The 12,834-nt window shown below is 60.7% G+C and carries 12 protein-coding genes; 1 reads left to right on the top strand and 11 read right to left on the bottom strand.

Going from position 1 to position 12,834, the window contains the following annotated elements:
• Nucleotides 1-203 precede the first annotated feature (203 nt).
• A complete protein-coding gene (locus KGB18_RS19835) occupies nt 204-1,460 on the top strand; it encodes an OprD family porin (RefSeq protein ID WP_123719753.1) in 1,257 nt (418 codons plus the stop codon).
• A gap of 199 nt (nt 1,461-1,659) precedes the next feature.
• Here KGB18_RS19835 and pcaC read toward each other — a convergent pair whose 3' ends face one another.
• The 11 genes from pcaC to pcaR form a co-directional block, all read right to left on the bottom strand.
• Entirely contained in the window at nt 1,660-2,052 is a 393-nt protein-coding gene (pcaC, locus tag KGB18_RS19830; RefSeq protein WP_017336845.1) for a 4-carboxymuconolactone decarboxylase, read from the bottom strand.
• Nucleotides 2,053-2,062: 10 nt separating this feature from the next.
• Entirely contained in the window at nt 2,063-2,869 is an 807-nt protein-coding gene (gene pcaD, locus KGB18_RS19825) for a 3-oxoadipate enol-lactonase (RefSeq protein WP_223570362.1), read from the bottom strand.
• An 11-nt stretch (nt 2,870-2,880) separates the two neighbouring features.
• Nucleotides 2,881-4,245: a 3-carboxy-cis,cis-muconate cycloisomerase gene (locus KGB18_RS19820; protein WP_223570361.1), complete on the bottom strand. Its 1,365-nt coding sequence runs from the start codon at nt 4,243-4,245 to the stop codon at nt 2,881-2,883.
• A 45-nt stretch (nt 4,246-4,290) separates the two neighbouring features.
• A complete protein-coding gene (locus KGB18_RS19815) occupies nt 4,291-5,586 on the bottom strand; it encodes an MFS family transporter (RefSeq protein ID WP_123719756.1) in 1,296 nt (431 codons plus the stop codon).
• Nucleotides 5,587-5,773: 187 nt separating this feature from the next.
• Nucleotides 5,774-6,340: a protocatechuate 3,4-dioxygenase subunit alpha gene (pcaG, locus tag KGB18_RS19810; RefSeq protein ID WP_123719757.1), complete on the bottom strand. Its 567-nt coding sequence runs from the start codon at nt 6,338-6,340 to the stop codon at nt 5,774-5,776.
• Nucleotide 6,341: 1 nt separating this feature from the next.
• Nucleotides 6,342-7,046, bottom strand: a complete 705-nt coding sequence (gene pcaH, locus KGB18_RS19805) for a protocatechuate 3,4-dioxygenase subunit beta (RefSeq protein ID WP_201059825.1) — start codon at nt 7,044-7,046, stop codon at nt 6,342-6,344.
• A gap of 53 nt (nt 7,047-7,099) precedes the next feature.
• Nucleotides 7,100-8,305 carry a 3-oxoadipyl-CoA thiolase gene (gene pcaF, locus KGB18_RS19800; protein WP_187326392.1) on the bottom strand — a complete coding sequence of 402 codons (1,206 nt, stop codon included), beginning with the start codon at nt 8,303-8,305 and terminating at the stop codon, nt 7,100-7,102.
• Complete coding sequence (locus KGB18_RS19795) at nt 8,302-9,081, bottom strand: CoA-transferase subunit beta (RefSeq protein ID WP_008005876.1); 780 nt, start codon at nt 9,079-9,081, stop codon at nt 8,302-8,304. The genes pcaF and KGB18_RS19795 overlap by 4 nt, the downstream gene beginning before the upstream one ends.
• Nucleotides 9,081-9,938, bottom strand: coding sequence for a CoA transferase subunit A (locus tag KGB18_RS19790; protein WP_123719760.1), 858 nt, complete (start codon nt 9,936-9,938; stop codon nt 9,081-9,083). The genes KGB18_RS19795 and KGB18_RS19790 overlap by 1 nt, the downstream gene beginning before the upstream one ends.
• Nucleotides 9,939-10,156: 218 nt before the next feature.
• Nucleotides 10,157-11,503, bottom strand: coding sequence for an MFS transporter (locus KGB18_RS19785; RefSeq protein ID WP_095054391.1), 1,347 nt, complete (start codon nt 11,501-11,503; stop codon nt 10,157-10,159).
• Nucleotides 11,504-11,792: 289 nt separating this feature from the next.
• On the bottom strand, nt 11,793-12,635 hold the full coding sequence (gene pcaR / locus KGB18_RS19780; RefSeq protein WP_007903845.1) for a pca regulon transcriptional regulator PcaR: 843 nt from the start codon (nt 12,633-12,635) through the stop codon (nt 11,793-11,795).
• Nucleotides 12,636-12,834 lie beyond the last annotated feature (199 nt).

Raw genomic sequence — 12,834 nt, 5'->3', positions numbered from 1 at the left:
CTCCCCCGATTGAACCATTTAGTCCGTTTCCCTCACCATCTGTCGTACAAAACCAATAACAACAGGTTCGAAACCATGCCCCCGCGCCCTGCCCTGTCCGGCTGACTTCGCCCCCGCTTTTCTGAATTCAAATCTTTTGTCTGCAACCCGAACGTTGCGGCATCGCCCTGTTTCACCTCCAAGAATTAGAGAGACCCGAGCCCATGACGCCTTCCACGCAGTATTTCTTACCCAGCCTGATCGCCATCGCACTGGCCGGTGCGGCCCTGCCCGCCATGGCCGAGGAAGCCGGTTTTGTCGAAGGTGCCAAGGTCAACCTGAACCTGCGCAACTTCTACATCAACCGTAACTTCACCAACCCGACCAAGAGCCAGGGCAAGGCTGAAGAATGGACGCAAAGCTTCATCCTCGACGCTAAATCCGGGTTCACCCAGGGCACCGTCGGGTTCGGCATGGACGTGCTGGGGTTGTATTCGGTCAAGCTCGACGGCGGCAAAGGCACCGGTGGTACGCAGTTGTTGCCGCTGGATCACGATGGCCGCCCGGCGGATAAATTCGGTCGCACCAACGTGGCGTTCAAGGCCAAGCTGTCCCAGACCGAAGTGAAGGTCGGCGAATGGATGCCGGTATTGCCGATCTTGCGTTCGGACGACGGTCGCTCGCTGCCGCAAACCTTCCGTGGCGGCCAGATCACCTCGAAGGAAATCGACGGCCTGACCCTCTATGGCGGCCAGTTCCGCGCCAACAGCCCGCGCGACGACAGCAGCATGAACGACATGTCGATGACCGGCAAAGCGGCGTTCACCTCAGACCGCTTCAACTTCCAGGGCGGTGAATATGCCTTCAACGGCAAGCGCACTCAGATCGGCCTGTGGAACGCTGAACTCAAGGACATCTATAGCCAGCAATACGTCAACCTGATCCACACCCAACCGCTGGGCGACTGGACATTCGGCGCCAATTTGGGGTTCTTCTACGGCAAGGATGACGGCAGCGCCCGGGCTGGTGAACTGGACAACAAGACCTGGTCGGGCCTGTTCTCGGCCAAATATGGCGGCAACACCTTCTACGTCGGCCTGCAAAAACTCACAGGCAGAAGCGCCTGGATGCGGGTCAACGGCACCAGCGGCGGCACCTTGGCCAACGACAGCTACAACGCCAGCTACGACAACGCGAAGGAAAAATCCTGGCAACTGCGCCACGACTACAACTTCGCCGCCCTTGGCGTACCAGGCCTGACCCTGATGAACCGCTACATCAGCGGCGACAACGTACACACCGCAACCACCACCGACGGCAAGGAATGGGGCCGCGAAAGCGAACTGGGCTACACCGTGCAGAGCGGTACGCTCAAAGACCTCAACCTCAAATGGCGCAACTCGACCATCCGCCGCGACTTCAGCAACAACGAGTTTGACGAGAATCGGTTGATCGTCAGCTATCCGATCAGCCTGCTGTAAACACAACAAATGTGGGAGCGGGCTTGCCCGCGATGGCAATCTTTCAGTCACATCAATATTGGATGTACTGCCGCCATCGCGGGCAAGCCCGGCTCCCACAGGGATGTTCGTTGAACACAAAATTAGCGTCACACCGCACACCTGTAGAAGCGAGGCTTGCCCGCGAAGACGGCAGCTCAGGCAATACAACTTTCGCGGATCACTCGCGCGATTCAACCCCCAACTCATCCCACACCGATTCAGCCAGGTGGAACGTCGCGTTGGCCGCTGGGATGCCGCAGTAGATCGCGCTCTGCATGATCACTTCCTTGATCTCGCCGCGGGTCACGCCGTTGTTGGCGGCGGCGCGCAGGTGCAGTTTGAGTTCTTCGTTGCGGTTCATGCCGATCAGCATGGCGAGGGTAATCAGGCTGCGGGTATGGCGCGGCAAGCCCGGGCGGGTCCAGATGTCGCCCCAGGCGTGGCGGGTGATCATCTCCTGGAACTCCGAGTTGAACTCGGTCAGCGCGTTCAGGCTGCGGTCGACATGGGCGTCGCCAAGTACCGCACGACGGACGTTCAGGCCCTCGTCGTAACGTTGTTTCTCGTCCACAACAATCCCCTCAATGAGCTGACAAAAACGCCAGTATCCGGTCGCTGAACGCAGCGCCAGCCTGGACGTTGGACAGGTGCGCGGCGTAGAACTCGGCGTACTCGGCGCCACGCACTTGCTCCTGAATGAAATGCCCGCCGGACGGCGGCGTCACCGCGTCCTCGGTGCCGGCGATCACCAGCAGCGGCACCTGAATCGAGGACAACTGATCGCGGAAATCGGCGTCACGCACCGCCGCGCAATTGGCCGCGTAACCTTCAGGCGAAGTCGCCGCGAGCATGTCGGTGATCCGCTTCACCACTTCCGGATTAGCCTCGGAAAAATCCGCGGTAAACCAGCGCGCTATCGACGCATCGCGCAGGGCAACCATTGCCTCTGCGCCGTCACGCAGCACAGTTTCGATCCGTGGATTCCACACCGACGGATCGCCGATTTTCGCCGCGGTGTTGCATACGATCAGTTTATTCAAACGCTGACCGGCATTGATCCCCAGCCACTGACCGATCAACCCGCCCATGGACAGACCACAGAAATGCGCGCGTTCGATGTGCAAGGCATCCAGCAGCGCCAGCACGTCACGGCCCAGTTGCTCGATGCTGTACGGCCCCTGCGTCACCAACGACTGGCCGTGACCACGGGTGTCGAAACGCAGCACGCGAAAATGCTCGGTGAACGCCGGGATCTGCGCGTCCCACATGTGCATGTCGGTACCCAGTGAGTTGGACAGCACCAGCACCGGCGCATCCGCCGGTCCATCGAGTTGCGGCCCTTGAATTTGGTAGTGCAGTTCGCCCTCGGCGAGTTGTACGAATGCCACAGCAGTCTCCTTCAAGAGGTCAACGCAAAATGTTCAGCCACCGCTCGCTCGACCCAGGTATGGGCCTGACCGAGGTAATGGGCGGGGTCCAGCAGACGATCGAGTTCAGCATCCGACAGCTCGGCGGTCACTTGCGGCTCGTCGCCGAGTACCGCGCGCAGATGTCGTTGCTCGGCCACTGCGCGCTTGCAGCATTGCTCCAGCAGATCGTGCGCGGTGTCGCGACCGACGCGTTGCGCCAGCACGATGCTCACGGCTTCGGCCAGCACCAGGCCCTGGGTCAGGTCGAGGTTGTGCGTCATTCGGTCGGCATCCACTTCCAGTCCGTCGGCCACCAACAGCGCTTGCTGCAAACTGCCTGACACCAAACAGCAGATCTCCGGCAGGGTTTCCCATTCGGCATGCCACAGGCCCAGGCTGCGTTCGTGCTCCTGCGGCATCGCGCTGAACAAGGTCGAGAGCAAACCCGGCACCCGCGTCGCCGCGCCGATCAGCACCGCTGCGCCCACCGGGTTGCGCTTGTGCGGCATGGTCGAGGAACCGCCCTTGCCCGGCGCTGACGGCTCGAACACTTCGCCGGCTTCGGTCTGCATCAACAGGCTGATATCGCGACCGAGTTTACCGAGGCTGCCGGCAATTAATCCAAGCACCGCGCCGAACTCCACCAGACGATCACGCTGGGTGTGCCAGGGTTGATCCGGCAAGGTCAGTTGCAGTTCTACGGCCAAGGCTTCGGCAATCGGCATCGCCTGCTCGCCGAGGGCCGCGAGGGTGCCGGAGGCGCCACCGAATTGCAGCACCAGCAGGCGCGGTTTGAGTTCCAGCAGACGCTGACGGCTGCGCGTCACCGCCCCCAACCAACCGGCGATCTTCATGCCGAGGGTGACGGGCGTCGCGTGTTGCAACCAGGTGCGCCCGGCCAACGGCGTGGCGACGTAACGCCAGGCCTGGGTAGCGAGGGTTTCCCCCAGCTGCATCAGATCAGCTTCGATCAATTCCAGCGCGCGGCGCAGTTGCAGCACCAGGCCGCTGTCCATTACATCCTGGCTGGTCGCGCCCAGATGCACGTAACGCTCGGCTTCGGCATCGCTCTTGGCGATCTGCTTGCCCAATGCCTTGACCAGCGGAATCGCCGAATTGCCCGCCGTGGCAACGGCCTCACCAAGCGCGGCGAAGTCGTAATGCTCGGCCCGACATGCCGCTTCGATAGACGCGACAGCCGTCTGCGGAATCAGGCCAACCCGTGCCTCGGCCCGGGCCAGTGCCGCTTCGAAATCAAGCATGGCCTGAACCCGGCCCTGATCGCAGAACACCTCACGCATGTCGCGTGCAGTGAAGTAGGCATCGAACAATTGATTGCCCGGTCGCTGGTTCATAAACAGTCCTTGCAGGCGAGGGCCGGTCAGGCCCCCGCGTAAAGATCAAAGGTCGTTTTGCAAATACTTCGCCTGTTTCGGCAGACGCAGGCTGAACAGGAACGCGACCGCCATCATCACCGTCACATACCAATAGAACGAGTTTTCCATGCCGCCGGCTTTAAGGCTCAGCGCCACATACTCCGCCGAACCGCCGAAGATTGCATTGGCCACCGCATACGCCAGGCCGACGCCCAAGGCACGCACCTCTGGCGGGAACATTTCGGCTTTCACCAGACCGCTGATCGAGGTGTAGAAACTCACGATCGCCAGCGCCAGGGTAATCAGCACAAAGGCCAGGAACGGACTGCTGACACTTTTCAGGCTCAACAGGATCGGTACGGTGAACAGCGTCCCGAGGGCGCCGAACCAAAGCATCGAATTGCGCCGGCCGATCTTGTCGGCGAGCATGCCGAAGAACGGTTGCATGCACATATAAAGGAACAGCGCGCCGGTCATGATGTAGCTCGCGGTCTTGGCGTGCATGCCAGCGGTATTCACCAGGTACTTCTGCATGTACGTGGTGAAGGTGTAGAAAATCAGCGAGCCGCCGGCGGTGTAACCCAGCACGGTGATGAACGCAGCCTTGTGATCGCGGAACAGCGCACGGATGCTGCCGGCGTCCTTGTTTTCGCGCATTTCCTTGCTGGTGGTTTCCTTGAGTGCACGACGCAGGAACAACGAAATCAATGCCGCAGCCGCACCGACCACGAACGGAATTCGCCAGCCATAGGCACGCAATTCATCCTCGCGGAGGAACTGCTGCAGGACCACCACCAGCGACACCGCCAGCAGTTGCCCGCCAATCAGCGTGACGTACTGGAATGAGGCAAAGAAACCGCGCTGGCCCTTGAGGGCGACTTCGCTCATGTAGGTCGCGGTGGTGCCGTACTCGCCGCCCACCGACAAGCCCTGCAGCAAGCGCGCGAACAACAGCATGATCGGCGCCCAGACCCCGATGCTGTCGTAGGTCGGCAGGCAGGCGATGAGCAACGAACCGAAGCACATCATCAGAATCGAGATCAACATCGAATTCTTGCGCCCGTGTTTGTCCGCCACCCGACCGAAGATCCAGCCGCCAATAGGCCGCATCAGAAACCCGGCAGCGAATACGCCCGCCGTGTTCACCAGCTGCACAGTGGGGTTGTCGGAGGGGAAAAACGCCGGGGCGAAATAGATTGCGCAGAAGGCGTAGACGTAAAAGTCAAACCATTCAACCAGGTTGCCGGACGAGGCGCCGACAATCGCAAAGATCCTTTTGTTGCGTTCTTCACTGGTGTAGAGAGCTGTGAGAGTTGTCATCGTTCTTCACTCTTTTGGGGACCGTGAGAGTCTAGACACACTTTGCAACAATCCCGTTCCGCAATTGGCAATGCTATCCCTGTGGGAGCGGGCTTGCTCGCGAAGAGGACGGCACAGTCAACATTGATGTCGCCTGACACACCGCTTTCGCGAGCAAGCCCGCTCCCACAGGTTTTGCGGCGCTCAATCAATAATCAAAAAACACCGTCTCCGCATCCGTCCCCTGCAAAATCACATTCCACTGATAAACACCCGCAGCATCCTGCTTCGCCAGCAAGGTACCGCGGCGTTCAGCAGGCACGCACTCCAGCAGCGGGTCCGCCACGTTGGCCGGTTCGCCGTCGAAGTAAATCCGCGTCAGCAAGTGCTTCACCAACCCGCGAGCAAACACCAGCACCACCAAATGCGGCGCCTGGGTCGTGCCCTTCAAGCCTTCCACTGTGCCCGGTTTGATCGTGGTAAAGCGGAAGCGCCCTTCTGCATCCACCGGCACCCGACCAAACCCTTCAAAGTTTGGGTCCAGGGGTTTGTCTTGATCGTCTTCCGGGTGGTCGTACTTGCCGGCGGCGTTGGCCTGCCACACTTCGAGCATGGCGTCGTTGACGAAGTCGCCGTTGCCATCGACGACTTGCCCGGTGATCGCCACGCGCTCGCCGAGGGTCTGTGCAACGGTCAGGTCTTCACGGTTCAGCCAGGTCAGGCCGATGTGGTAATACGGCCCGACGGTGTGGGACGTGGTCGCGTTCAGCGTCATCTTATTTCTCCATCGGCGTGGCTTCGCGGCCGCGCAAGACGATGTCCCAGCGATAACCGAGGGCGTAGGAAGGGATGGTTTTTTCCAGGTCGAAACTGGCGATCAGGCGCTCTTTGGCGCTGGTATCAGGCACGCAGTTGTAGATCGGGTCGTAGGCCAGCAACGGGTCGCCCGGGAAATACATCTGGGTCACCAGACGCGTGAGAATACTCGGCCCGAACAGTGAGAAATGGATGTGCGCCGGGCGCCAGGCGTTGTGGTGGTTGCCCCACGGATAGGCGCCAGGCTTGATGGTCTGGAACTGATACCAGCCATCGGCGTCGGTCACGGTGCGGCCGGTGCCGGTGAAGTTCGGGTCCAGCGGCGCGTCGTGCAGATCGCGCGCATGGTTGTAGCGACCGGCGGCGTTGGCCTGCCAGATCTCTACCAAAATGCCCGGCACCGGCAGACCGTTTTCATCCAGCACACGGCCGTGAATGATGATCCGTTCACCCAGTGGTTCGCCCTGATGCTGAGCGGTCAGGTCGTTGTCCTGCTCCTCGATGCGATCGGCGCCAATGGTCGGGCCGGTGATTTCCGACAGCGAATGAGGCAAAAACACCAACGGCTTGGACGGCGAGCGAAGGTTGGTGGATTGATAAGGAGGGTGCAGGTATTCCGGCTGAGTGCCCGCCTGCGGGCGACGGTAACCAGGTTTGTCAGTCATTGCGCTTTCCTCAGTTCTTATTAGTCGACGCTTCTTATTCACAGCCAAGCGTGTCAGACCCGTTCGATCGCCAAGGCCAACCCCTGGCCGACACCGACGCACATAGTCGCCAGACCTTTCTTGCCACCGGTCTTTTCCAATTGATGCAGCGCGGTCAGTACCAAGCGTGCACCGCTCATGCCCAGCGGATGGCCCAAGGCAATGGCACCACCGTTCGGGTTGACCTGGGCCGCGTCATCCGCCAGTCCCAGTTCACGCAGCACGGCCAAGCCCTGGCTGGCGAAGGCTTCGTTGAGTTCAATCACGTCGAAATCGCTGACCGCAAGGCCCAAGCGCTCAGTCAATTTACGCACCGCCGGCACCGGGCCGATGCCCATCACCCTGGGTGCGACACCGGCACTCGACATGCCCAACACGCGAGCACGGGCAGTCAGGCCATGTTTCTTCACCGCGTCACCGGAGGCCAGAATCAACGCCGCCGCACCGTCGTTCACCCCGGAAGCATTGCCGGCGGTAACGGTTTTGTCCGGGCCATTGACCGGTTTGAGTTTGGCCAGGGTTTCCAATGTCGTGTCAGCGCGGGGATGTTCATCCTGCGTGATGACGCTTTCCCCCTTCTTGTGGGCAATGCGCACTTCGATGATTTCTTCGGCAAAAAAACCTGCAGCTTGCGCGGCCGCTGTGCGTTGCTGACTGCGCAGGGCGAAAGCATCCTGATCGGCGCGGGAAACCTGGTAATCATCGGCCACGTTATCGGCGGTCTGCGGCATCGCGTCCACGCCGTACTGGGCTTTCATCAACGGATTGATGAAACGCCAGCCGATGGTGGTGTCTTCCAGTTTCATGTTGCGCGAGAACGCCGCATCGGCCTTGCCCATCACGAACGGTGCGCGAGACATCGACTCGACGCCGCCGGCAATCGCCAACTCCATCTCGCCACTGGCAATGGCCCGGAACGCGGTGCCGATCGCATCCATGCCCGAAGCGCACAGGCGATTGAGGGTAACGCCCGGAATGGTTTCCGGCAGGCCGGCCAGCAGCAACGCCATGCGTGCCACGTTGCGGTTGTCTTCGCCGGCCTGGTTGGCGCAACCGAGGAACACTTCGTCTACCGCGTTCCAGTCTACCGACGGGTTGCGCGCCATCAGCGCTTTGATCGGCACGGCGGCCAGGTCATCGGCGCGAACCGCCGACAGGCCGCCGCCGAAACGGCCGATGGGGGTGCGAATGGCGTCACAGATATAAACGTCACGCATCAGGCTTCTCCGGGTGCTTGGCCGTGGGCCGCAGCGGTGCGGGCTTCCAGATCGCGCAGCGCGGTCAGCTCGACATCGGTTGGCTCGGCGGTGTTTTCCACCTGATCGGCGAAGCGAATCGCCCAGCCGGTGGCCGCAATCACTTGCTCGCGGGTCACGCCTGGGTGCAGCGCGGTCACCACGAATTCATGAGTATCCGCTTCGGGTTCCATGATGCACAGGTCGGTAATAATGCCGACAGGACCGGCGCCCGGCAGGCCGAGACGCTTGCGTGAGTCCCCGCCCTCGCCATGGCCTACCGAGGTGATGAAATCGAGTTTGTCGACAAAGGAGCGCGCCGACTGCTTGAGGATGATCAGCACGCTCTTGGCGGAACCGGCGATCTCCGGCGCGCCACCGGCACCCGGCAGGCGAACTTTCGGCTGATGGTAGTCGCCCACCACTGTGGTGTTGATGTTACCGAAGCGGTCGACTTGCGCGGCACCGAGAAAACCGACGTCGATACGCCCGCCCTGCAACCAGTAGCGAAAAATCTCACCGGTCGGGACGACGGTGTCGGCGGTTTCCGCCAGTTCACCGTCACCGATCGACAGCGGCAATACACTCGGCTTGGCACCGATTGGACCCGATTCATAGATGAGGACTACATCCGGCGAGGAAGTCAGACGCGCCAGGTTGGCGGCTTTCGACGGCAGGCCGATGCCGACGAAACACACCGAACCGTTTTTCAGACGGCGGGCGGCGGCGACGGTCATCATTTCATTGGTGGTGTAAGTCATTACTTGGCCTCCGAAGCAGCGGCCAGCTTGGCCTGGAACTCACTGAAGTCAGCGCAACCGTGGATGTACTCGTTGATCCACGCGGTGAAGGTTTCACGGTCGCGGGCAATCGGGTCCCAAGCCTGGTAGAAACGGTTGTCACGCTCGTTGTAGCCGTGAGCGTAGGACGGATGCGCGCCGCCAGGGACGTGGCAGACCGCGCTCAAGGCCCAGGTCGGCAGCACACAGGAATTCATCGGTGCGTTGAGGTCGTCGACGATTTCTTCAACAGTGACGATGCAGCGCTTGGCGGCCAGCGCCGCTTCTTTCTGCACGCCGAGAATGCCCCAGAGCAGCACATTGCCTTTGCGGTCGGCTTTCTGCGCGTGAATCACGGTGATGTCCGGGCGCACCGACGGCACCGCCGCCAGCACTTCGCCGGTGAACGGGCACGTGACGGTTTTGATCAGCGGGTTGACCTTCGGCAGGTCGGAGCCAGCGTAGGCACGCAGCACCGCGAACGGTAAGCCCGAAGCGCCCGCGACGTAGGCATTGGCCAGGTCGGCGTGGCTGTGCTCTTCGATTTCCAGCGCATGCGGCCACTGCCTTTCGACCGCGTCACGCAGACGGTGCAGCGAGCCCACGCCTGGGTTACCGCCCCAAGAGAAAATCAGCTTGCGAGCACAACCGGCACCGATCAACTGGTCATAGATCAAGTCGGGCGTCATCCGCACCAGGGTCAGATCTTTCTTGCCCTGACGGATGATTTCGTGACCCGCCGCCGTAGGAATCAGGTGAGTAAAGCCTTCGAGCGCGACGGTATCGCCGTCGTTGACGAACTGCTTTACCGCGTCATGCAGCGAAAGGATTTCAGCCATGGGGCAGGCTCCCGTTTTGTTATGAACCGACAGTGGTAGAAAAAGGCGCGAGGTTCAGCGCCGGAATGACTGAAGAGTAAGCCCCTGGAAAACGCCAAACAATCCGATAATCGACTGAGTGTTCGTTTATCGAACAGATTGTTGTCTCCCTATCGATCTCCTGCGCCGATCGTTCACACGCTCCGCGTGGGAACGATCAAGGAATCTGAAACCTACCCTCAGGTCGCATCCGCATGGCTGACCATGCCCTTGATCACCACCGCCGTGGTCGCCAACGCCGCCGGAATCACCAGCGCCGTCAGCACCTGTTCGAAATTCCAGCCCAGGCCCAGCAACGTTGCGCCCATCCACGCACCGAGGATCGCGCCGAAACGACCAATCCCGAGCATCCACGACACACCGGTCGCCCGCCCTTGAGTCGGGTAAAACCGCGCCGCCAGCGACGGCATCGCCGATTGCGCACCGTTGACGCACATCCCGGCCACCAGCACCAGGGTCGCCAGCAATGTGATATTGCCCAGGCTCTGCCCTACCGCGTAGGCAAACACCCCGGCGAACAAGTAGAAAATGCCGATGACCTTGTGCGGATTGAACCGGTCCATCGCCCAGCCCACACCCACTGCGCTCAACACCCCACCGAACTGGAACAGCGCACCAATGAATGCGGCCTGCTCCATGCTCGCGCCGCTGTCACGCATCAGCGTCGGCAGCCAACTGGTCAGCAGGTAAACAATCACCAGCCCCATGAAGTACGTCAGCCACAGCAACAACGTACCGGTGCTGTACGTGCCGGAGAAGATCACGGCAAACACATTGCGCGCCTTCACGGTTTTCTGTTCCGGGACGCTGAAGCTCGAAGCCTGAGCCACCACCGTCGGGTCGATCGGCGCCAAGGCCTTGCGCACTTTGTCCGTGCCACGGTTGCGCACCACCAGATAGCGCGCCGATTCCGGCAACCAGAACAGCAAGACGACGGCGAGGATCAACGGCAGAATCCCGCCGATCATCAACAGGCTGTGCCAGCCGAAGGCCGGGATCAGCTTGGCCGAGATGAACCCGCCCCCGGCCATGCCAAGGTTGAAGCCGCAGAACATGCTGGTCACCAGCAGGGATTTCTTGCGTTCCGGGGTGTATTCGGACAGCAGCGTGGTGGCGTTCGGCATGCCGGCGCCCAAGCCCAGACCGGTGAGGAAACGCAGCACCAGCAGTTGATCGACGTTGGTGCTATAGGCCGACGCCAGGCTGAAAGCGCCGAACAACAACACTGCGCCCACCAGTACGACTTTTCGCCCGAAGCGGTCAGCCAATGGGCCAGAACCCAGTGCACCGAAGACCATGCCGATCAACGCCGCACTCATCACCGGGCCGAGACTGGCGCGATCGATGCCCCAGTCCTGGGACAGTGCCGGCGCAATAAAACCCATGGCCGCGGTGTCGAGGCCATCGAGGAAAACAATCAGGAAACATAGAATCACCACCCGCCATTGGTAGCGCGAAATGGGTTGAGCATTGATGAAGGACTGCACGTCGAGGCAGTTTCCTACAGCAGACTGAGGCTGGTTCATTATTTTTATTCCACGCAAAGAACGCAGTCGAACAGGTGTCAGCCGGGGCTGACGCTGTCACAAGAAAAGGAGGTCGGGGATCAGGCGATTCGGTTTCGGCAGCTAAGCCGGAGGGAACAGCGACAGTCGGGTAACGAGCGCATGATGATGCCTCTTCTCATTATTATTGGGGCGTGATCCGGCGACTGACTGAAGGCCAACAGTGCCGGATGACGCTGCCGCGACATTAATGATCCAAGGGAAAGAGCGTCAATTCGATAAACGCGACTCTGTGCGTTTATCGAACAGCTTAGGCAAAGAGTTGCGCGCTCAGATCACGACTGGCGCTTAGCAGGCCGGGCAGGAAACGCTGTTCCAGCTCGCTGCGACTGACCCGGCCGGCGTGGGTACTGACGTTTAACGCCGCCACTACTTGGCCGGAAGCGTCGTACACCGGAACGGCAATCGAGCGCAGGCCCTGCTCCAGCTCCTGATCGACGATGCACCAGCCTTGTTGTCGTACCTCTTGCAGGCATTCGAGCAACGCCTCGGGGGTATGCAACGTGCGACTGGTTTTGGCTTGCAGTTCTGCATGGTCGAGGTATTCGCGCAGTGACGTGTCGTCCAGCGCGGCGAGAAGAATCCTGCCCATGGACGTGCAATAGGCCGGCAGTCGCCCGCCCACCGAGAGGTCGACGGAAATCAGCCGCTGGGTGGTCGCCGAGCGCGCAATGTACAAAATGTCATCGCCCTCCAGCGTGGCCATGTTGCAGGCCTCATGCAGTTGCTCGCTCATGCGGTCCAGATACGGCTGGGCAGAAACCGCCAATGGCGTCGACGACAAATAGGCATGGCCCAAGGTCAGTACTTTGGGCAGCAGCGAATAGGTACGGCCGTCGGTGGTGGCGTAGCCGAGTTTGATCAGGGTATGCAGGCAACGTCGCACAGCGGCGCGGGGAATTTCCGTGCGATGGCTTATCTGCGCAATGGTCAGGTGCCGCTTGCGCTCCTGGAACGCTTGCACCACCGCCAAGCCACGGGCCAGGGAGGTCATGAAATCCGGGTCACCGGTCAGGGCCTGGATTCGCTTGGCGGGCGAGGCAACGATCGGCGGTGCCACTGAAGCGAAGGAATTGCGCATTTGATCGTTCATATCAGGTTGTTTCCCACACGGATCAGCGACTATTACAAGCGGCTCCCGGTCTGACACACAAGCCACCGGCCACCAAGATTGGGCGATTATCGAACCATTGGCCGATAATCGCAATCAGTGGTTGATTATGGTGAGCCGTACTGCTTTCAGTCCCCATGCAATACGATTGTTATTTTCGGTCACGATTTAAAGAAGCATC

Source organism: Pseudomonas sp. BF-R-26, assembly GCF_019947395.1.
In the GTDB taxonomy this organism is placed as follows: domain Bacteria; phylum Pseudomonadota; class Gammaproteobacteria; order Pseudomonadales; family Pseudomonadaceae; genus Aquipseudomonas; species Aquipseudomonas farris.
Note: the sequence above shows the minus strand (reverse complement) of the source record. Positions and strands in the feature narration are given on the sequence as shown.